The organism is Microcoleus sp. B4-C1 (genome assembly GCF_036705285.1).
Taxonomy (GTDB): Bacteria; Cyanobacteriota; Cyanobacteriia; order Cyanobacteriales; family Microcoleaceae; genus Microcoleus.
Window position 1 is genome coordinate 1 of sequence record NZ_JAUBUC010000026.1, and the last position, 21,637, is coordinate 21,637.

The 21,637-nt window shown below is 45.9% G+C and carries 19 protein-coding genes; 14 read left to right on the forward strand and 5 right to left on the reverse strand.

Features of this window, described 5'->3' with window-relative positions; translation table 11 throughout:
• Window positions 1–59: 59 nt before the first annotated feature.
• The 3 genes from QUB26_RS12845 to QUB26_RS12855 are packed head-to-tail and all read right to left on the reverse strand — an operon-like array spanning window position 60 to window position 5,447.
• Window positions 60–527 carry a hypothetical protein gene (locus QUB26_RS12845; protein ID WP_333318274.1) on the reverse strand — a complete coding sequence of 156 codons (468 nt, stop codon included), beginning with the start codon at window positions 525–527 and terminating at the stop codon, window positions 60–62.
• A gap of 2 nt (window positions 528–529) precedes the next feature.
• Entirely contained in the window at window positions 530–3,943 is a 3,414-nt protein-coding gene (locus QUB26_RS12850) for a pPIWI_RE_Z domain-containing protein (RefSeq protein WP_333318276.1), read from the reverse strand.
• Window positions 3,933–5,447 carry a restriction endonuclease-related protein gene (locus QUB26_RS12855; RefSeq protein WP_333318278.1) on the reverse strand — a complete coding sequence of 505 codons (1,515 nt, stop codon included), beginning with the start codon at window positions 5,445–5,447 and terminating at the stop codon, window positions 3,933–3,935. The genes QUB26_RS12850 and QUB26_RS12855 overlap by 11 nt, the downstream gene beginning before the upstream one ends.
• Before the next feature lie 337 nt (window positions 5,448–5,784).
• Between QUB26_RS12855 and nadA the strand changes: the two genes are divergently transcribed.
• From nadA to QUB26_RS12915, 12 genes are all read left to right on the forward strand, one after another.
• On the forward strand, window positions 5,785–6,753 hold the full coding sequence (gene nadA / locus QUB26_RS12860) for a quinolinate synthase NadA (RefSeq protein WP_333318280.1): 969 nt from the start codon (window positions 5,785–5,787) through the stop codon (window positions 6,751–6,753).
• 166 nt (window positions 6,754–6,919) lie between these two features.
• Window positions 6,920–7,537 carry a TIGR04282 family arsenosugar biosynthesis glycosyltransferase gene (locus tag QUB26_RS12865; RefSeq protein WP_333318282.1) on the forward strand — a complete coding sequence of 206 codons (618 nt, stop codon included), beginning with the start codon at window positions 6,920–6,922 and terminating at the stop codon, window positions 7,535–7,537.
• 414 nt (window positions 7,538–7,951) lie between these two features.
• Window positions 7,952–8,668 (forward strand): TIGR04283 family arsenosugar biosynthesis glycosyltransferase, encoded by a 717-nt coding sequence (locus tag QUB26_RS12870; RefSeq protein WP_333242038.1) that lies wholly within the window; start codon window positions 7,952–7,954, stop codon window positions 8,666–8,668.
• Window positions 8,669–8,782: 114 nt separating this feature from the next.
• Window positions 8,783–9,292, forward strand: a complete 510-nt coding sequence (locus QUB26_RS12875) for a photosystem I reaction center protein subunit XI (protein ID WP_333081456.1) — start codon at window positions 8,783–8,785, stop codon at window positions 9,290–9,292.
• Window positions 9,293–9,349: 57 nt separating this feature from the next.
• The gene (locus QUB26_RS12880) at window positions 9,350–9,466 is read left to right on the forward strand and encodes a photosystem I reaction center subunit VIII (protein WP_333042098.1); all 117 of its coding nucleotides are present in this window, start codon (window positions 9,350–9,352) and stop codon (window positions 9,464–9,466) included.
• Window positions 9,467–9,806: 340 nt separating this feature from the next.
• Window positions 9,807–10,361: a hypothetical protein gene (locus tag QUB26_RS12885; protein WP_333242052.1), complete on the forward strand. Its 555-nt coding sequence runs from the start codon at window positions 9,807–9,809 to the stop codon at window positions 10,359–10,361.
• A 137-nt stretch (window positions 10,362–10,498) separates the two neighbouring features.
• On the forward strand, window positions 10,499–11,386 hold the full coding sequence (locus tag QUB26_RS12890) for a hypothetical protein (RefSeq protein WP_333242036.1): 888 nt from the start codon (window positions 10,499–10,501) through the stop codon (window positions 11,384–11,386).
• A 183-nt stretch (window positions 11,387–11,569) separates the two neighbouring features.
• A complete protein-coding gene (locus QUB26_RS12895) occupies window positions 11,570–12,142 on the forward strand; it encodes a DUF2996 domain-containing protein (protein WP_333212670.1) in 573 nt (190 codons plus the stop codon).
• Window positions 12,143–12,526: 384 nt separating this feature from the next.
• Window positions 12,527–13,348: an RNA polymerase sigma factor gene (locus QUB26_RS12900; protein ID WP_333242034.1), complete on the forward strand. Its 822-nt coding sequence runs from the start codon at window positions 12,527–12,529 to the stop codon at window positions 13,346–13,348.
• A 238-nt stretch (window positions 13,349–13,586) separates the two neighbouring features.
• Complete coding sequence (locus tag QUB26_RS12905; RefSeq protein ID WP_333302568.1) at window positions 13,587–14,027, forward strand: hypothetical protein; 441 nt, start codon at window positions 13,587–13,589, stop codon at window positions 14,025–14,027.
• A gap of 311 nt (window positions 14,028–14,338) precedes the next feature.
• Entirely contained in the window at window positions 14,339–15,934 is a 1,596-nt protein-coding gene (locus QUB26_RS12910; protein WP_333318284.1) for a tetratricopeptide repeat protein, read from the forward strand.
• A gap of 75 nt (window positions 15,935–16,009) precedes the next feature.
• Window positions 16,010–16,450: a hypothetical protein gene (locus tag QUB26_RS12915; RefSeq protein WP_333318286.1), complete on the forward strand. Its 441-nt coding sequence runs from the start codon at window positions 16,010–16,012 to the stop codon at window positions 16,448–16,450.
• A gap of 787 nt (window positions 16,451–17,237) precedes the next feature.
• Here QUB26_RS12915 and QUB26_RS12920 read toward each other — a convergent pair.
• The gene (locus QUB26_RS12920) at window positions 17,238–18,059 is read right to left on the reverse strand and encodes an alpha/beta hydrolase (protein WP_333242025.1); all 822 of its coding nucleotides are present in this window, start codon (window positions 18,057–18,059) and stop codon (window positions 17,238–17,240) included.
• A gap of 92 nt (window positions 18,060–18,151) precedes the next feature.
• Window positions 18,152–18,877 (reverse strand): lysophospholipid acyltransferase family protein, encoded by a 726-nt coding sequence (locus QUB26_RS12925; RefSeq protein ID WP_333242023.1) that lies wholly within the window; start codon window positions 18,875–18,877, stop codon window positions 18,152–18,154.
• Between the two features lie 522 nt (window positions 18,878–19,399).
• On the opposite strand from QUB26_RS12925, the gene QUB26_RS12930 reads away from it, so the two are divergent.
• The gene (locus QUB26_RS12930) at window positions 19,400–19,714 is read left to right on the forward strand and encodes a hypothetical protein (RefSeq protein ID WP_333242021.1); all 315 of its coding nucleotides are present in this window, start codon (window positions 19,400–19,402) and stop codon (window positions 19,712–19,714) included.
• 129 nt (window positions 19,715–19,843) lie between these two features.
• Window positions 19,844–21,571: a succinate dehydrogenase/fumarate reductase flavoprotein subunit gene (locus tag QUB26_RS12935; protein WP_333242019.1), complete on the forward strand. Its 1,728-nt coding sequence runs from the start codon at window positions 19,844–19,846 to the stop codon at window positions 21,569–21,571.
• Window positions 21,572–21,637: the final 66 nt, after the last annotated feature.

Below are 21,637 nucleotides of genomic sequence, written 5' to 3' on the forward strand. Positions count from 1 at the left end.
TTTAAAAGTTTTTTTTAGTTATTTAGTAATGCACAAATTTAGGTGTTTGTCAAATTAATTTAGATGCGTTTACCCTGGGGAGATTTTTCGATTTTGGAATTCAAATGAGACTTACTCAAACCTACATTCGACTGAATCCGTGCTGCGCTGTCAATTCCCAATTCTAACAAACCTAGCAGCGAGCAATAAGGGAGATTTTTACTAGCTGAATCGCCCTTAGCAGTAGCTTTTTGGATGGCTGAAAGCTCGTGCAAAGCAGCTTGCGTCCAAGCTAACGTCAAGCCTTTGACTATTACGGGCTCGATATTATCTGGCACGGTAAAAGCTAGGGTAATTTCTTTCAGACTCTTATTTGCAAGAGGAACGTAAAGAGTGTCTGAAAGCACAGGTGCTTCTGTTTCTTCGCCATCATATGATTCAATTTCATCAAACATTTCAGAGTTCATGGTTTCATCTCCAGTAATATTAGTTTCCTTTGCTTCAGCGTCGCGATCGAATTCAATTTCGTCCAAAATTTCGTCGTTCATGCTTACATCTCCAATAAAGGCGAAAAATCATTAAAATCGTCTTCTTCCTCTGTCAAACCTTCTGAATCGCGTAAACTTTCCGGGTAAACTATGCCATTAATGCGCCGCAGGGGATCCAGAAATGCACCGTAAAGTTCTTGATAAATTTCTCGAATCACTGGATCGGGATGCTTGACGCATTCTTCTAAAATAATTCGCATCTGAACTAGCATACTGTCCCGCCCGGAGTCAGGTTCATTTTGAGTAGATTTAATTGCCCAAGCTGCATCGACAAAGTAAACTTGTACCGGACACCCATTTCGCATCCCGCGCCCGATAGTTTGCAAAATCCCAACCATCTGATTGGCCGTAAACGGTTTAAATAAATCTTCACCCAAACGGCTAGCCATGAGAGGTTCGCGTAACAGCCGATTAGCCGTTTTCCAGAGTTGTTTTCGGGACTGTTTCCAAGTATTATAAATTGCTGGCAAGTCTTCTGATTCAGTAAAAACTCGACTGTCAAATTCTTGGGTAGCTTTTCCGGCTAGACTGTACAAAAGTTGCGTATCGTCAGTCGTGGGATGGGGACGGGTGAGGAAATAAATTGTACCAATGGCTGCATCGAGTTTCCTATCTCCTTTGGTGAAAACAATATTCACGCCTCTACCAATTGCCAACATGGGAAAAATGATAATATCGCAAGTTTCATCATCTCCTAAAGCCTCGCACTGAGCCGTGGTAACGAAATCAGTGGGTTGCTCTCCGTTTTTGAGAAAATTAACAACTGCTTTGGTTCTTTTGCCGATTTCTGGATGGTAATCGTTGATAAAATTCTTAACGTTCCGAGCTTGTTCGTAGCTGTTAACAATTAAGGCAGCTTTGCGGTAAATACCATGTTGCACGTCAAAGTTGAGGATGGATTTGTAAATTTCAGATTTCTTGGTTCCTCCCCGCACCAGCGCGTCTACCATTTTTTTTAAATTACGATCGCGCAATTCGCCTGCACCGCTATATCGGAGAGGTTCATCGCCCCGTTCGTGATCGGGCAGCCATTTGAAGCGGTAAATGCTCTTTTTGGGATCGTGTTCGGTTTGGCGCGGTTTCAGGAGATAATCCGGTCCAGAATTAATGTGATAAGCAGGACTTGCTTCGAGAAATGAGGTAGCTGAAGTCATTAAAACCGCCGGCCCTGTCAGTTGGGCATCTGCCTCAAATAACTGATGAAAACGGTGCATTAACATCCGAGGCGCGCCCACAAAAATAATATAAGACAGTTCCACATTTCGGGCTTGAGAGCGAGTAGTTTGTGCCGATTCACAACTGTATTTCACGCCCGAAAAAGACCCCAAAATATTCTCAGGAATCAGTTGTCGCAGTTCGGGTGTTGCCGTTGATTCGACAATCGGTTCCCGAAGCAGTCCTTCTGCTACCATTGTTCTAGTTTGCGGTACGATACGCTGATAGCCTAAAATCACAAAAGTAACGCAAACAAGTAAGGTAATCGTATCCTGAGCTTCGCCTGATGCAGTGGCATCCTTAAAACACAAAGGCAAAAACAATTCGGCAATTTCTTTGACTATTTTATCGCGCCGTTCGATCAGATTCTCCGCTAAATAACGACGAAAATAAAGAATTTGAGTTTCCCATTGCTGTTTGAGCGTGTCGGCGTTTATTCCCAGCCTTTGAGCGCACAGATCCATGTTTAGCCGATCGTGCGGTTCAATGCCCGTGCGATCGTAAAAAGCATGGTAAGCAGCCGTTTCCCAGAATTCTTTCAAGGCTCGACTTTTGCTAAATCCCTGTTTGACTTCCTCTTCGTCAAGGCGATCGCGTTTAGAAGTTTTCTCATAGCCATCCAACAAATCGCTGACTATTCTCAGAACGGTTAATAACTGATTCTCATAGCGTTTGCCGACTGGCGATAAGGGCATATTTTGAACGGCAGTAATTAACGATGTGTTGTGATTGCCAAATTCTGCTAGGTCGCGGCTATAAAGTTCTACATCTCGATCGAACAATCGATAATTTTCGCCACGAGCAAAACGATTGTGAATTTGTTCTTGAATGACTAAATGGATAGAATCTGCCGCACCTGAAAGTTTTAAAGTTGCTGCACCGTAAGCATCCAGATTTGATTGCACCATATCTGCTTCGTCAAAAACTACGACATCGAATGTCCGGGCAATTAATTCAAAATAACGAATGCGCTCGCGAATAGCATGAGGTGGAACTTCAGTATCCATTGAAAGAACGTGGCCGACCCAAATATCCGCATCTAGCAAATCGCGGGGTGCTTTGTGGCGGCCGCACATCGTCCAAACCGGACAAAGATACTTTTTCATTTGCCCTTTTTTGCCCGCGCTTTGTAAAATTTCGTTGCAGGGTGCATAACCAAATCCCCACATCGAAGTATCAGCAGTAGAAAACGCAGGTAAAACGCAATTTAAGCCAAAAACTTCTGCCTGTTCCAAACTATAGCCAAAGCCGCCATTTCCTCCTGATGCTGCGATCGCATCGGCAATATTGTTAGCGTGTCGGCGGCGAGTTCCATCGCTTTGACCGACTAGCATTCCCACTTTAATTTCATGAAATGCAAGTTCTGCCATGTACTGTCTGGCAACTTCAATGGAGGGAAACACAAACATCGCTTTATAACCGTGTTTTCCCAACCAGACAGCTATCAATACGAGCAAAGTTGTTTTGCCCGATCCTGGCAGTCCAATTAAATGCTTGATGCCTGCTAATTCGATGACTGTTTCTTCTCGCAAGCCCTTGCCAATTTCTGGCACTTGAAGCGCAAAATGTTGAAACCGTTTTACCCAGTTACCCTGTCTTTTTTCAGGGTGATTTGCTTCGCGTTCATCCATCTCAACTGCTAACTCGTACAGTTCCGAAAGGGGAATGCGGATTTTTGCTTTCGGCAAGCGATCGAGGGAATGGGTGCGGCGCGGCGCAAGTGGGGCTGCGATCGGCCCAATTGGCACTCTCGCGGCTGTTGTTTCTTCACCTAAAGCAACGGCCATTTGCTGGCGGGGATCGGCAAAGGTGGCGCTGTAAAATTGGTGTGCCAAAGGCTGGCCCAGAATTTGACGGGCTTGGGCAATTAAAGGGTCTTCTAGGGGGTCTGTGCGTTCAAAATGAAGTGTTTCTAAGTTAATTTTATAGGTTCCTTGAGTTTTGTTGCGGTAGTGGCGATCGTTATAAATAGCAACTGCGTGTTTCACTGACTGTTCTGTCACGTAAGCCAGCGACATCAGGCGCATATTGAAAATGGCTTGGCGGGCTTTTGCCAACGCGGGTGCATTGATGATACTCGCCATTCCCGATATCGTTAAAGGGGCATATTCTAGGGAATTAGTCTCAATAAATTCTGCCATCAAGACACACAGCCAGCAAATGCGATCTATTCCCGTCCAGAAATCTGGTTTAATTCTCATATTTGATTGTCTTTAACAACTGTATGACTTGTGAAACAGACAGAATTTCGAGAGTAGCAGGATCGCCTTTTTTATCGATCGCTGACTGAAAAGTAGAGAGGTAATCTGGCCGCTCCTCAATTAATTGGTCGCTGACGGCAATAATGCGGCGGCGGTAGTGAATCAGCCCTCCGATGCCAGTGCGGTTGAGGCGCAAAGCAAGGGAGACAGGACTGGTGTATGACTTAGCATCAATGCCGATATTGCGACCGTTAATTGCTACGTCGCACAGGTCTGATTCTGGGTAAAGTTCGGCATCTAGTCCGTTTTTTATGGCTGCATCAAAAATTGCTAATTCGTCGATCGCCGGCCCAGTCCAATAGGTTAAAATTTGCGGTTGGGCAATCAGCAATCGGTCTTGGTTTGGGTCTAATTTCTCCGAAACTTTGGCTTTTGAGGAGTTGTGACCGAGGCATTGGCGAATCGGACATCGCCCATCGGAAAAAAGTTCTTTATTGGGATAGGGGCGCATCAGCGTACCGCAATACGCGCAGCGATGAGCGTTTCCGTCAATTAACCAGACATCCGGCACGCTATCAAAAAAGGTGTCAACAATCATTCCCTGTAAAGGCGTTAAATCGTTGTCACGTAAGTAGTCTAAGAGTTGGTGTTCTCCGATGAGCGATCGGCTGCCAAATAGCGATCGCAAAGCCGTATAAGCTTTGTGCTGGCGGCGAATTCCCAATCGTTCAGTTGCGTCGCGCAACCGTTGGTACAGGCGGTGTTCGATGATATTATCTTCGCCAAAAGTACCTTTACTGTTGGCAATTACTGCACAATCTTGGGTTGGTACTCGCAAGTCTGGATCGATGAGAATTACTTTACCAGAGTCAAAATCGGCGTGACAAAAAATATCTAATTCCCACTTATTGAGGGGATATCTAGCACGTTCCAAAACCGTATGCACGCAAGCCGCGCGATCGCTTTGTCCAGATTCGATATATAGCCTGCCTAACTTGCACATAGCCCGATAAAGTTCCGATGGCATACTATCATCGTCTTGGCGAACGATGTCTCGATTGAGAATTCTTGTGTACTGTCGCAGAATTCCCTGGGCTAGCAATATAACAGTATCTTCAGCGAGATCGATCGTGCTGGCGTGTCCTGTAGGTAATGGCAATGTCGTTGTTTGCATTTGTGGCAACCAGGTTGGGTCTTGACCATCAGTCTCGGCAAGAATTTGTTGCTCCAATGTTGCGTCGGGGAATGAGGGTAAAACTTGAGCGATCGCGGCCAGTGTCCAGCCTTTCTTGAGCAAAAGTGCTGTTGCCAGTCCTTCTAAAATCTGCCGAAACCGAAATTCTTGACCTTTCGGCTGTGACAGGAGTTGCTTGGATCTCCACGATCGCACAGTTCGTAAGGCTGGTGGTTCCACAGATAGCCCAAGCTGCTCAATCCGTCGTTTTAGTTCTTTTGTCAGAAACTCAGCAGTTCCCTGCCACTGGCGATCGTCTTCAAAGTACATAGATGTATAAAACCCAACACTTTACATCGTGTAGTGATTACATTAAACGATGTAAACAAAGGATGTCAATAGAGGCTACTCAAAATACTCGTGGCTCAAGGTAGTCATTTACCTGTGAATATCTTGCTGGATCAAGCTTTCAGTCTAATTAGAGTCAGGTAAAAACTTAGCTGAGTCCACTCTTGGAGCGCAAAATCTTGCTCCCACTGCCAGTCAGTCGGTTAACCTATGGCAAATTTTCTACCTCTGGCCCAACTGCCCACCGTTTTTGGTGAATTCAACTATAATTCAAAATACACTTGAGTCCAGCCCGCACCTTCCCCGGAATATTCTAACTGTGTTTACCACCGCACCTGCTCCGAACTTTACTCAAACCCGACTGCCCGACGACTTGTTTGCAGCCATTAACGCCCTCAAACAAGAATTAAACGCCGTCATTCTCGCCCACTATTACCAAGACTCCGAGATTCAAGACATCGCAGACTTCATTGGCGACTCCCTAGAACTTGCCCGCAAAGCCGCCAACACCAGCGCCGATGTCATAGTTTTTGCCGGAGTTCATTTCATGGCCGAAACTGCAAAAATTCTCAATCCCGACAAATTAGTATTGTTGCCAGACTTAAATGCTGGGTGTTCCCTCGCCGACAGTTGCCCTCCCGAAGCCTTTGCAGCTTTCAAAGCGGCTCGACCAGGACATTTGGTAATTTCCTACATTAATTGTACCGCCGCAATTAAGGCAATGAGCGATATAATTTGCACCAGTTCTAACGCGGTTAAAATTGTCAACCAAATTCCCGAAAATCAGCCGATAATTTTTGGGCCAGATCGCAATCTCGGCCGCTACGTCATGGAACAAACAGGCAGAAACATGGAGATTTGGCAAGGAGCTTGCATCGTCCACGAAAACTTCTCAGAAAAAAAGATTGTTCAACTCAAAATCGAAAATCCCGAAGCCGAAATAATTGCCCACCCAGAATGCGAACCTCCCGTGCTGCGCCACGCTAATTACATCGGCTCCACCACGGCTTTGCTCAAATATTCTCAAGCTAGTTCCAGCCAAGCTTTTATTGTCGCAACTGAACCGGGAATCATTCACCAAATGCAAAAGCAAGCTCCGCACAAACGCTTTATTCCCGCTCCTTCAACCAATAATAAGTGCGCTTGCAACGAATGCCCGCACATGAGATTAAATACCTTGGAAAAATTGTATCTAGCTCTGAAAAATCAAACCCCTGAAATTACCATGCCCCTAGATATTCAACTAGCAGCTTTGCAGCCCATCCAGCGAATGCTAGAAATGAGCTAACCCCTGGCTATTTTTCAGTAAATACATTGTATGCTGGGTTGGGCGCGGCGATTAAATTAAGTCCTGGCCTAACCCACCAAGATCGATCGGCAATCTGTGAATCAGTTGTCCACTCTTTCTCTTCTTTTCCTCTGCGGTGCCTGCCTTTAAAACTCATGAACAATAAATGATGTCGGAAAAACTGATTGTTTTCACCCGCTATCCCGAACCGGGAACAACCAAAACTCGACTAATTCCGGTGCTGGGAAAAACAGGCGCTGCTAACCTCCACCGTTTGATGGCCCAACGGACGATCGCCTGCGCTCTCTCTCTCGAAAAAACCCGCCGATTATCGGTAGAAATTCACCGAGCCGGCGGCAGCCAACAACTGATGCAAGAGTGGTTGGGAAGTGATATTTTTTGTAAAAATCAAATAGACGGGGATTTGGGTACGAGAATGACAGCAGCGTTTCAAAACTCTTTTAATTCAGGGGTTGATAAAACAGCAATTATCGGCACTGATTGTCCTGGTTTGAAAGCAGAAATCATGGCACAAGCTTTTGAGGAATTGAGCCAGCACGATTTAGTTTTGGGCCCGGCCAAAGACGGAGGTTATTATCTTATCGGGCTGCGGCGATCGATACCGGAATTGTTCGGTGGCATTCAGTGGGGAACCAGTGAAGTATTTGCTTGTACGCGGGCGATCGCCCAAAAGCTCGCTCTCAATATTGCTTATCTTCCCACTCTTGCAGATATCGATCGACCAGAAGACCTCCTCGGTTTAGATATTAATATGTTGAAATAACTAAACTCTATTTAATAAGTTTTAAGTATTAAAAATTGTCATATATAATTAGAGAAAACTACTTGATTGTGAAACCAGAAGGTCATAATATAGTAATTGTATTTGTCTAACCAAATGCTGAATCTCAGTAGCAGTTAGACAGCGCTTGGGACAATAGTCCCAGGCGCGAGAAAAAGCCAAAAATTCCCAACTAAATTAGCAACTAACAGCTCCGCTTTGTACAAAACCCGCCCCGCCAGATGAAAGCCCAATGTAGGCGCGGGCGAGGTGTAAAAAATGAGCAACTAATAGCTTGGTTTTTTACCAAACTCTCCCACCTTAAGGCAAAATGTAGGGGCGAGCCTGGGGTCAGAAATGGGCAAAATCAGCTTTGTACAAAACCCGCCCTCTCTCTCACGGGTTGCTTAAGTCTGTATGTCGCCAGAAAATCCCAATCTCAAAATTTCCATTATCATTCCAGTCTTAAACGAAGCACCTACAATAGCCTCAGTCATCTCCACCGCCCTTGAGGCCCAAAATGTCGAAATAATTGTCGCTGACGGTGGCAGCAGCGACGGTACTACAGATATAGCAAAATCTTTTGGCGTCCGAGTTATCTCCACCGCCCCAGGCCGCGCCACTCAAATGAATGCAGGTGCCGCCGCTGCTGCTGGAGATATCCTGCTGTTTCTCCACGCAGACACTCTGTTGCCTCGCGGGTACGACGATAGCGCGCGTCGGGTACTAGCTAACCCGTCTGCTGTAGCGGGGGCCTTTCAACTCCAGATTGACGCCCGCAGTCTCAGCCTCCGGCTGGTAGAAACAGGGGTAAAGTGGCGATCGAACTTTCTGCAACTGCCCTACGGCGATCAAGCCATTTTCCTCAACGCAGCTACTTTTGACCAAATCGGCGGTTTTCCCGACTTGCCCCTCATGGAAGACTTTGAATTCGTGCGCCGATTGAAAAAACAAGGTCGCATTGAAATAGTACCCCAGCCAGTGCTGACCTCCGCCCGTCGCTGGCAGCAGCTTGGGGTGATCCACACCACCGCCATTAATCAAATAGTAATCATCGCTTATTTCCTGGGAGTGTCGCCCGATCGACTCGCTTTCTGGTATAAGAGGCAAAAGAAAAATTCTTCCAAAAACTAAAGAATAGTGAACTTTTCTAAAGCTCGCTGCCAATTATGCAAATAGGAAACACGTCCCTGCGTAAAATATGACTTGAACGCCTCAACTTTTACGCACAGCGAGGAAAAAGAGAATATGGCCGATCCCAGAGATGCAGAGCTGATTAAACCCTTTAACGGCGACCCCTTCACGGGTCATCTCGCAACTCCCATCAGTGCTTCTGATTTCACAAAAGCATTCATTGGGAACTTGCCCGTCTACCGCAAAGGACTCTCGCCCCTAATTCGAGGCCTAGAAATTGGTTTGGCACACGGTTATTTCCTCGTCGGCCCCGAAATCGTCTTCGGACCCCTGCGGGATTATCCAGAAGCAGCTAATCTCGGAGGATTATATACAGCCCTCGTCTTAGTTCTGCTTGGCACACTAGGTATGTCTGCTTACGGTTTAGTCTCTTTCAAACAAGACAACACCAGCTACCCTAGCGCTAATCCCATGACCCCTGATGCCCTCAGAAATGCTGAAGGGTGGAGCCAGTTTACCGGTGGTTTCTTCATTGGTGGAATGGGTGGTGTCTTTGTTGCCTACTTCTTACTCGAAAACTTTAACGGCGTTGATGCCATTTTCCGGGGTTTAGTCAACAATTAGACTCGACTCCCACATATCCCTGTTGGAACACACTAACTTTAGTTTGGAGAATTTGATATGACAGGTTCCTACGCTGCCTCTTTCTTGCCTTGGATTTTGATTCCCCTAATTACCTGGGTGATGCCAGTTGTGGTAATGGGTTTGTTGTTTATCTACATTGAAAGCGACGCCTGATCCTTACCTCTAAAGTAAGACCTAAGTTGGAAAGCCGAAGTAATAAGACGATTGACGAACAATTGCTCTGACATTTCTAGATAAATCTAGGGAAAATTAGCAAAAATTGTTTTGAGATTGCTGGCTATCCGAAAACTTAGTTTCTTTACTCCCATCCCCAGAATTTATCTGTGGAGCAATCTTTCAGTTTTCTTCCTTCAAAACTCATAATTGCAAAAAAATCCTCCGCCTGCAGGCAGAGGATTTTTTTACAAAGAAGACAAATCATCCGCTCAGAGGACACAAATTGCCAAATTCTAAGCCACAATTGTTATGGAAACCTACTAATGAGGAGACAGCGATGCAATTTTTCCCCGCACGCCGCATCTTAGCTCCATTCCTGATCTCGGTACTGCTGCTGGTGACCGCCTGCGGCCAAACCCAAGCCCCATCACGCTGGGACAAAGCCCAGGAGGAAAGCACCCAAAAAGCTGGTAAAGCACAGCAGACAACTGCTGACAAATCAACTGCTAGTAATCAAAACCTGCCCAAAAAGGCAGTTGCAGGCGGTAAGTTAAATAAATACTTCCCGTCTTCTGGGAGTGGATTCGATCGCGTTTTTGCTCAAGAAAAATCCGGTTTTGCTGAAGCTAAGTTGAACAAAGACGGTAAAAATGTCGCGGTTCTCTCAATTAACGACATCGCCGGCAACCCCAGCGCAGGTGCAAAATTCCAGCAAAGTACCAAGAAAATAGGCGGCTATCCCGCAGTTAATCAAGGTGCTAATATCACTGCTGTTTTAGTGGCAAATCGCTATCAGGTGAAAGTTCAATCCCGGACTTCCTCTTTTACCGCTAGCGATAGGGAAGCTTGGCTGTCAAAATTTAACCTGGGCGGCCTCGCCCGCCTCAAGTAGCAATGTCTTTTTTCCAACTCCGCGCCCGACTCAAGTCTGGCGCTATCAGAACTAAGTCTGCCACCATGAGACTGTGAAGTTTTGCAATCTGCCAAAAGTAATACCTTTGATTTTCGTTTCAGCATAAGGAGTTTTTTGTGAGCAAAACAGTCTTTGAATTAGTCGATCAACTGCCTCAAGACAACATGACTGTCAAAGCCCTGCGAGCGCTTGACTTTGTGGTTCCCGGCGAGTGGAACAATTTAGTTGGCTTTGAAAATACCATTCGCACCGTTACTGGCGAAACTGACGAAGAACTGATCCAGCAAATTGGCGAGCGCGCCATCTACCTGTACAACGATAAATCTGAGGGCTACCAGCGCGCTCTCTGGCTCTACCAAACTATTGACAATGCCGACAAGGCTTTGGGTACTGCCGCCCTCGCTAACAAAGTCTCCCAAAATGTGCCGTTTTTGTCCCTTCTGGGCAATCTCACTCCCAAGCCGGAAAAAGCTCAAACGATCGACCTTTCTCTGAAGTTAGTCACTGAGTTGCTCGCTTTTTGCCAAATCAACGGTATTCCCGGCGACAGCATCGGCGATTTTGCCGCTTCCTTGGGCGACTACGGCGGCGAATCCCTGATGCGGATGGCTGCTTTGGTTTGCTTTGATGGTTTGATTCCCCTGGGCCCAGACTTTATCATGGCAACTCAGTCTTGGATTCAGAGACTCTCCCCGAACGATTTGCAAGATAATTCGGTCTTTCAGTCGATCGGGGGCATGATTCCTGGGGGCTCTCCCGCAGGTCAACTCGGCTTTATCGGCGAAAGCTTTAACTCGGTTTCTGGCTGGATGAGCTCTTTTGTGAGCGATCGAGGTTTGACTCCCCAAAACGTACTCGGCCACTTGCAGAATTTTGTAGACATTTCTGCCGACAAGGTGGACTACGTGGGCGCATTCCTCGATATCACTACCAACTACTACGAACACACTGGTGTTCAAACTCTCGCCCGCCGCTTGATTGAACGAGCTGTCGCTGAGATTTAGAATAACCAAAGGAGTTGTGATCTTGGCGGACGATCGCCCTGTGAGAGTGTTTTGAGTTCAAATTTTTTTGACTAGCCATTCTCTCAGGTTGGTTTTCGATAAAATGTGTGCCCTCAAGAAAGTCGATCGCCCGCTTGCTCAACTCCCAACTCCTTACCCAATCACTTTTACCAGGAAGCGTTAATGTCAGAAGAACCGAAAAATCCTACCGCTGGCGAATCCGAAACTCCCAGTGCTGCGATCGATCACGCCCCAAGTTCCGACGAACCAGACACAAGCGACTTACCCAGCACTGACAAGCCTCCAGCGGCTGCTAAAAAGCCCCCAGCCAAGGCCGAAGGCGACAAGCCCCCAGCTAAAGCTAAGAAGGAAAAAGCACCTGCTGTTGAAGACAAGCCCTTTGCGGAATTTATTCAACAAGATTATTTGCCCGCTTTGCAAACTGCTTTGACTAAGCAGGGCGTTAAGGATTTAGAGGTGAGTTTGGCAAAGCAAAAACTCCCAGTTGCTGGCATGAGTTCCGCCGGAGATTGCTGGCAGGTAATTGGCAAATTCCAAGAAGGTCAGCGCCAATTTAACCTGTATTTTCCTCAAGAAAATATTCAAAGTCAAAGGGCGTTTTCCTGCGCTGAAAATAATACCAAAACCAGCACTTTAGAGCCTTTTTTGATAGATGAGCGTAAGGTAACACTAGACCTCATGGTGTTTGGGGTCGTCCAGCGGCTTAACGCTCAAAAATGGCTAAATCTTAATTAACCTGAGTTCGGGATAAGAAGAGGAGGAGCCGTGTAAGCTGAAATACAGCGTATTCGAGGTTTGTGAATTGTAGGGACACGGCAGTGTCCATTGGTGTCAACTTAAGCCTGAAAGCCCGCCAAGTTCGTCTGTGGGCCCGGAGTCCGCCAGGGGTTGAAACCCCTGTCTAATAGCTAAAGTCCTCTCAAAGAGGACTAATGAGTTGAAAATTCTTCTCTTCAGTCCTCTTTTAGAGGACTTTAGCTTTGAGGCGGGGGTTTCAACCCCCGCCGGACTATGGGTTTGACCTTAAGTTGACACTCCTTGGGATCTTGGAGTATCCCTACGGGGAAGCTCACGATAGGCGGGTGTACTTCATAAATGTGGAATCTGCTGTAAATGTAAATGGAAAGCAATAGCCATAGAACTCAAAAAATCAGGTCATCTTCTCAATCAGTGGCGGCATCAATCCTGTGGGATGAAACTGAAGATAAAAATACAATTTTTTGGGAAGAATGGCAGGCGCATCAAGATTATCTTTCCCATTGCAGTTTCAAGTGGATGAACTCAAACCCACTCGATGCCGAAGAAGTATTGAGTCAGGCAATGCTTAAAGCCTGGACAGAATGGCAAAACTATGGAAGTCAAATTAAATATCCTAAAGCTTGGTTAACTAAAATTCTCTATAACTTCTGCATAGATTTGCATCGAAAACGGAAACGAGATGCACTAATAATTGAAAACATAGACGAGATTAAATTTGAAGATTATCCAGCACTTTATTCTAACTTAGGATTTACTGAACCTAATATTATGAACCTAGAATTGGAGGCATATATCCACCACCAAATTGACTCCTTGCCTCCCAGAATCCGCGATACTTTTGTCTTATACCACTACCAAAATAAATCTTATCAAGATATTGCCAAGCTATTTCTATGCTCTGAAGAAAACGTCCGCAAATGCGTGAGCAAAGCCGGACGTTTTCTGCGAAGGCATTTAACCAAATATCTGGCCGGTGAAGATGATACTCCTCTAAATTCTTCCTCGCCCGCCTTAAAGTTGGTAATTCCTTTGCCAGAAAAGTCTCAACCCCAATGCAATTGGGAATCACTAATTCCCCCAAAAAGCCAGGATGAAGAAATTAGCTATCAAGTCACCGTACTATGTCTGGAAACTTTACCCCATCATTCCTACCTCTCTACTACTGTTCCAGTCTGGAGATGAAAGTGCGTTGAGTCAGCCGTTGTTTATCCCGCCTTTGGGGAAGTTGAGAGGATATTGCAGCGGCTCAACGCTAAGAGGAGCAAGGGTTATAGGGGTTGAGGGGGGATTTTGGGGGAGAAAATTTGCTCGTAACTCGAAAAATTCCCAAATTAGGGTGGGAAAACGTCTAACTAATAAATAAGCGGTCAGATAAAACCGCTTAGAGTCCAGGCATTAGTTACATCTTTCTTAACAAAAAATGAGTACATCCCACAAAATCCAGATCGCACTCGTGGCAAGTCTCCTGTGGTCATCTACATCCATAAGCAGTTTTGCTGCTACCAACTCGATTACCTCTGAAAAGTTTCAGTCAGACACGGTAAAACTTCCTGTTGAAAGTCTTCCATCTAGGCAGTTAAATTTAACACCAGATACTTATTTAATTGCTGGTCAGTTCAGGGATATGCTGAGTAAAGTACCTGGGGGATATGCCACGTTCAAAGCATTTGACGAGATATGGAAGGATCCAGCAGACAGGAAGAAAAGATTATTTGATTACTGCAACACTCAAAAAGTGTTATCAGTTAAGCTATGTTTTAGAATGCTAACAGTTTGGGCAGACGATACATGGGAATCTGCCAACCGTAAGGACTCCGATGAGCTAAACAATATATTTGATGAAGCAAGAAAATTACCATGAGCTAAACAATATATTTAGAGAAGCAATAAAACTACCAACTTAGTGCTGCTCCATTTCAGTGTTCAAAAACTTGAAGAAAAAGCGATCTTGCCCACTCGACGAAGGGCGCGATCGCTTTTTTTCGGAGTGCGTAGGCAACGCCCCTCGTAGATATCGCTTTTTGTTTACGAGAGAGCCATTGATTGAGGCGATCGCATTGATTTTCCTTGATAATAATTAATCTTTTATAGCTTGTTTAGTTTGAGTAACTAAGACATAATCTGATCAACGTAAGTTATTCTATTTCCCCTTATATATAGCCAGTCTAAATTATGTCTGGACACTTTGCCACATCATTGGTGCAGTTCTGCCCATCCTCTGGGCTAGAGATGAATGTTCACTTTTTCTTAGAAGAAAAGCCAATTAGACAAGAGCAGAAATTGAACACTTTAAGTAAGTATGTTCAGAAATATCCCCAAGGATGGAAAAAAAGGTTAGAACTAGCTAATTTGCTTTACCAGATGGGAGACTGGCAGCAAGCCGTTGCCGAATATCATCAAGTGATTGAGCGACAAGCGCAATTAATGGGTGTGCGGCTGCAACTAGGGAAACTATTGCAGCTAATGAAACGAGAAAAAGAGGCAATAGAAGTCTATGAAAAAGCCTTGTCGTGGTACGAAAACGAAGCGACTCAGCATCATATCAAGGGATTGATTGCAGTTTGTCGGGGTGAGAGTGACCAAGCAATTATTGCCTTTAATTTAGCAACTCATTTAGAACCTGAAATAGTCGTTCACCGGCTGGCTTTGGCACAGGTGTATCAGCAGATAGAAAATCATCTTGGCGTGCTCAGTGCTGTAGAGCCAATTTTGGCAATCAACCCAGATGATGTTGTGGCGTTGATTTACAGCCATGATGCACTGCTAGCGGTGGGGGATATGAGCGCCGCAACAGAGCAGTTGAGTAAGCTTATAGCTCTATTTCCGAATGATTTTAGGGTACTGCAACGACAAATTGAGCAACGTCTTCAGATGAGATTAGTTTCTGGTGAAGAGGGGAAACTGACGAAAAAGATGATTACCTCTTTACTGCTACAAACTCCTCATGGGGCTGAGGCTCACAATTCTCTGGGCTATTATCACATTTTCCGGGGAGATTGGCGGCAAGGTGTGGAGGTGTTAGCAGAGTTTACCACCGAACACCCCAATTATCCTTATGGTTGGTATTACTATGGCCGGTGCTTATACGACACGAGAGACTATCAAAAAGCAGCACAGATGATGGCGAATGCTTATCAACTGTATCCCCATAATTGTGCAATTTATCAGGTATTGTGTGAAATTTTACCGGCAGCCAAACGCTGGGAAGAATTGCGTTTTGTGGTAGAACAGATGCTGAAACGATTTCCTGAACGTTGGAGTGTTTGGGCGACTGCGGGGCGGGTGTTGGTGGAACACTTCAAAGAGATTGAACGAGGATGTAGTGTTTCTGAGCAGGGCACAAAACTTCAGCCGCAGTTAGTTGATACTTGGTTTCGTCATGGGCGGGTGTTGGCTTTGGCGCTTAAACATCAAGAAGCGGTGGAGGCGTTGGAGAAAGGATGGAAGTTGTTACCAGCGGGAATTTCTCTGCAATTCGTGCCGACGGCGTTGTGGCTGGCGGAGAGTTACCAGGTGCTGGGGGATGTTGGGGCTAGTCAGCGCTGGTGGAAAGTTGCCGGTGAGGGATGTCAGGAATTGAGAGCGTTTAACGGGGCTATGGCTGACTACTGGTTAGGGAGAGCCTTGGTGGGGTTGAAAGATCCGTTGGGGGCGATACAGGCTTATGAAAGTGCTTTGAGTCAGCAGTTGTTGTATCCAGCGCGTGGGGAAGTTGAGAAAAGTTTGCTGCGGTTGAAAGGTAAGAAGGGGAAGGGTTCTAGGGGTTGAGGGGGGATTTTTGGGGGAGAAAATTTCCTCGTAACTCGAAAAATTACTAAATTGGGATCGGGAAACGTCTAAAAGATGTGGGAAGAAAAAACCACCAATCAACGTAAATTTCAACAAACGAGGTATTGTCGTATGAGTTTTGTCAAAAAATTACCAGCAGTTTTAATTGCTGCGGTTGGAATCTCTTTTGGTTTCGCCGGTACAGCCTTAGCAGAAACGATTTTATTAGGAGAGAAGACTCTCGGTCCTCAAGAGACATTGAACTTAATGCCAAAAGATATGAGGAATACAACGCTTTGCTTCCAGACAACTGATAACTTAGTGGGTAACCTAAAATTGCTTTATATCACCGACAGGGTGGGGGGAATAGACGTAAAAATAGAAGATTTACGGGCTAGCCCTAAAGAACAATGTATATCCAAAAGAATGGGTATATATCCGGTAAAGGTAGTAAATATGCAAAGAAATAGGCCTGAGTTTAGTCGATCTGTTCGTGTACGTGCGACGCAGGAATAAAGAATTACGTCAGGAAGCGCACATCTAAAGGCCTAGGCTTGAAAAAGTCAGAATCTGACCAGACTAAGTATGTTTCACGAGTAGTAAAGCAGGGTGGATTTATTGTCAGAGGATAAGTAGCTAGGCGCAAATAAACCTTGCTGTGTAACCGAATATAAAGCTGCTAGAACCGTAAGCGAATTGCGACGTTTAAGGAACAATGAGATACTTATGTATTTTCCCACTCATCTACTTAAATGTATCATAGTATTTGCGATCGGGTCTGACCCGATCGCAAATACTATCCTAACTCGGTGTATCGCTAATGAACTTAAGAGACTGTTGGCGAATTCACATAGGGTTTCACCCCTCACCTCTAAAACCAGCACTCGCGGTGTTTCTCACATAGATGTAGTAGGTTGGGTAGAGCGTCAGCGAAACCCAACACATTATTTTAAAAGAGTTGGGTTTCGCTCGCGCTCTACCCAACCTACACTATCTACATTTTACCTATGAGGGGTATTACCCTTTTTTAATTCGCCAACAGTCTCTGAACTTAATTGAAGCTATTATTGCAGTTCCTGACCATCGACATCCAAGAGGTATTAAGTAGGTAGGCGCAAAGAAACCTCGCTATGTAACGGAATGTAAATCTGCCAGAACCATTTCGATTGCTTCGTTTCACTTCGTTTCATGCAGCTATGACATACTTATGTATTTTCCCACTCATCTACTTAATTGCTAATTGCTGATGCCGATAAGATTGTTTTTCGGAGATGCCCAATGCCCCATGCCCAATGACTATTGACTATTGACTGCTGACTAATGACCGATTTTCTTCGGATTTTGTCAAAAAATTGCGAGCTTGCATAATCCCATGAAGGTTAACATCTGTTTCTAACAAACAAGCATGACCGCTGTTAGCCAGCAGCACCATTTCAGCATTGGGAATTACCTTGACTAAAAGCTTCGCTTCTACTAGAGAAGGCAGCAGCCGATCGGCACCGCTAGCAATTACTAGCGTCGGCTGTTTGATGCCACGCAACTGATTTTCGTCAACATTAAACGATCGCACTAAGGCCAATCTCCACACAGACGTGTTTTGCGGTACCGCTTGCATCGCTTCTAGCAAAGCGCGGCGATCGTCGCGCCCAATCTTTCCTAATGATGCTAATATCGGCAATAAACCGATTACCGACAGCGGATAAAGGTTGGCCGGCAGCCACTGAGTCAGATACGAGCCCCACTGCACCCAAGGCTGCTGTCGAAACGAAGAAGCTGGATTGACTAAAATTAATCGATCGCACAATTGAGGAGCTTCTAAAACAGTTTTCATCGCTAAACAGCCCCCAAATGACTCGCCGCAGAGATAAACCGGCCGCTTCGGCTTTCCGGCTTGCTTTTCTGCTTCAATTAAGGCAATTGTTTCGCTAACCAGTACCTCCCAACTAGCCATGTCGTCAGCCGGTACCGTTAAGCAGCGAATGTCGAAATCATTTGCTAATTTAGAAATTTGCGGCCGCAGTAGCAAACCGCTGCCATCCATACCGGGCAGAAATACAAATAAAGGGCGATCGGGTTTCGGCGGTTTGGGGGTTAGGAAACGAATCTTGTTGTTAGCATTTGCCATGATTCAAGTCAAGCGATTTTAGATTTTAGATTTTAGATTTTAGATTGGAAATCTGACACCAGCCCACAGTCAACAGTCAACAGTCAACAAACTTACAAACAATTTCGTTGGAGTAATTCGGCAATTTCTCCCTGACAGTGGTTTGTGAGTTCAGCCACAACTGCTTTGGCTTTTTTGCCTCGATATTGCTGCTGTCTCTCGACAGTAATCCAGTAAGGCTGGCCGATTAAAACATTAACTCGCTGATAAATTATCACAGGATGCCACCCAGATCGATCGAACAGCGGTTCCGAAGGATCAAACAAACTCAACAACTTGAGCGGTACACCCGATCGTATTGACTGTTCCTCAAAGGAACTAATCGCCACCGGCAAAACTGCCAAATCCCGCACCGGCGCCCGCAAAGCCAAATGAGCAAATCCCCGCTGAAACTTCCCCACAGTATTCGGGCCAGTCAGCTTCACCATCGGTTCTGCACCCTCTGGAAACACCCCCACCATCTCCCCGCCTTGCAGTAGCGCTGTTGCTTGAGAGAAAAAATGCTGCTGTCGGTGTTCTGGTGCTTCCAAGGGGAAAGCGCCGAAAGTCGTGACCACTTCCCTCATCACCGGAACTTGACCCATGTAATGATGACAAGCAAAGCGGATCGATCGACCCAAAGCCGCCGTCAGCAGCACAGGATCTAAGAAACTGCGGTGATTGCTCACCACCAGCACCGGACTCTCTTGGGGAATCCGGTCTTCGCGGTACATAAACATCTGCGTTCCCAAACCAGCCAGGAAACAGCGCGAAATCAGCAATTTGCTCTCTGAAGACATGGGCGAAAAGACAGGTGCGACGCTATAAAGGTTGATTCCATTTCCACGCAGCTTAACATTTCTTTACCAAGTCGGGGCTCCCTCAAAAAGTAGACTTTCCCCTTGTGCCTTTGTTTCGTAAGCTGTTGGACATTTAAACTGTGAACTAAAATTTGATAAAGTTCTTGTGGGGAGTAGGGGTTGGGCTTATAGCCCGCACAAAAAATACGATTTAGATTCAGAACAGCTTAGTCCTGGACGCAGGGGTTGCCAGAAACCGGGTTTTTTGCGAAAAGACGCGTTACAGCCCGCCAAAACAGTAAAAAACCCGGTTTCTTTGTCGGAGTGCGTAAGTCTTGTTTCGGCCAAATTTCCCAGTCAGAAACAAAAATTCATAAAGTGTTGTTGCAAACTTCTATAAAAATGTTTAAAACAGCCCTAAAACCAGGTTGCGGCAGCTAAACTTAGAAATTTACAGTGGGCATTGACGCACTGTCAAAGTATTTTTGGACAAGTCGTAATAGCAATCTCGCGAGGCATCAAATGAATAACATCCAAAACTATCGCCTTAGATGTACGCTCACCTTTGGCGACATTTACGGTCAAATCATTGTTTGGCTGATAGTCATCTTCCTAAGTCTAGCGTCGGCACTCGCCTTGTGGAGTAGCGCCCGCCAAATCTTCGCCTTGGCTACCGTCGGCTTGATTTTAGTGCTGTCTCTGCCCTTCTTGCTGTTTGCTTTCGTTACAACTCTGCTAAATAACATTGAAGTGCTTGCTGTAGAACCCGGTACGGAAACTCAACCTTCTGCAACGGGAAATCAGTCCAATCAGCAGCCTGTCGAAAGCGCCGGCTAGTCCAATGTGAAATTTTAACTTTTGATTTCCCATTCAAATCAAAAGTTAAAAAACTTCCTGCTCTTTTGGTAGGAAGTTTTTTTTTGCGTCACGATAAGTTGAGCAGAACACTCAAAATAATTCAAAAAGATGCTAGAACACGACGTAATCATTGTAGGCGGCGGTTTAGCAGGTTGCCGCGCCGCAGTAGAAATTGCCCGGACTGACCCCAGTTTAAAGGTAGCTGTCGTCGCCAAAACTCACCCGATTCGATCGCACTCCGTCGCAGCCCAAGGTGGGATGGCCTCCAGCCTCCAAAATGTCGATCCCGAAGACAGTTGGAAAGCCCACGCCTTCGACACAGTAAAAGGTTCAGACTATTTAGCCGACCAAGACGCGGTAGAAATCCTCACCCGCGAAGCCCCCGGTGTAGTCATAGATTTAGAACACATGGGAGTCCTCTTTTCCCGCCTCCCAGACGGCAGAATTGCCCAGCGCGCTTTCGGCGGACATTCCCACCGCCGCACCTGCTACGCCGCCGACAAAACCGGTCACGCCATCCTCCACGAATTAGTCAACAATCTGCGCCGCTGCGGAGTTCACATCTATCAGGAGTGGTATGTCACGCGCCTGATTTTGGAAGAAGGCCAAGCCAAGGGGGTAGTTATGTATAGCCTGCTAGACGGTCAAATTGAGGTCGTGCGCGCTAAGGCGGTGATGTTTGCTACGGGGGGTTACGGCCGAGTTTACAATACCACGTCGAACGATTACGCCTCGACGGGAGACGGTTTGGCGATGACGGCTTTAGCTGGATTGCCGCTGGAAGATATGGAATTTGTACAGTTTCACCCGACGGGTTTGTATCCCGTGGGAGTGTTGATTTCCGAGGCTGTGCGGGGCGAAGGCGCTTATTTGATTAATTCAGAGGGCGATCGATTTATGGCGAATTATGCCCCGTCGCGGATGGAATTAGCGCCTAGGGATATCACTTCGCGGTCAATTTCCATAGAAATTCGCGCCGGCCGAGGAATTAATGTTGATGGTAGTGCCGGCGGCCCCTTTATCTATCTGGATTTGCGGCACATGGGACGCGAAAAAATTATGAGCAAAATTCCTTTTGCTTGGGAAGAAGCCCACCGTTTGTTAGGAATTGATGCCGTAAATCAGCCGATGCCCGTGCGCCCTACCGTCCACTATTCAATGGGGGGAATTCCTACTAATGTTAGCGGGCAAGTTCGCAGCAGTCCTGATAGTTTAGTAGACGGTTTCTTTGCAGCCGGGGAAGCAGCTTGCGTGTCGGTTCACGGCGCTAACCGTTTGGGCAGCAATTCGCTGTTGGAATGCGTCGTTTACGGCAAAGTTACTGGCGCGACCATAGCACAATTCGTACAAAATCGCAAGTTACCTACCGTAGACGAACAGCGTTATATTACGGAAGCAAAAGAGCAAATTCAGGCACTTGTAGAGCGTCCCGGAAAATACCGCATCAATCAAATCCGGCAGCAGTATCAAGATACTATGACTGAGTATTGTGGCGTATTTCGTAGCGCCGAATTGATGCAGGAAGGTTTAAACAAATTGGAGGATTTAGAGCGACAATATGAGGAGGTTTACTTAGACGATAAAGGCAAGTTGTGGAATACGGAAATTGTGGAAGCTTTGGAGTTGCGGAGTTTGATAATTGTCGGAAAAATGATTTTAACTTCTGCTTTGAATCGGCAGGAAAGTCGGGGAGCTCATTCGCGGGAAGATTTTACTGAGCGCGATGATGGGAATTTTTTGAAGCATACGCTGGCTTATTATTCGCCTGCGGGGATTGATTTGGCTTATATGCCGGTGGCGATTACGATGTTTGAGCCGCAGGAGAGGAAGTATTAATTTCTGATTAGCCGTAACCCCCTAATTCAAGGGGGGTATTTTTTTTGATTACGCTAAAATAATGGC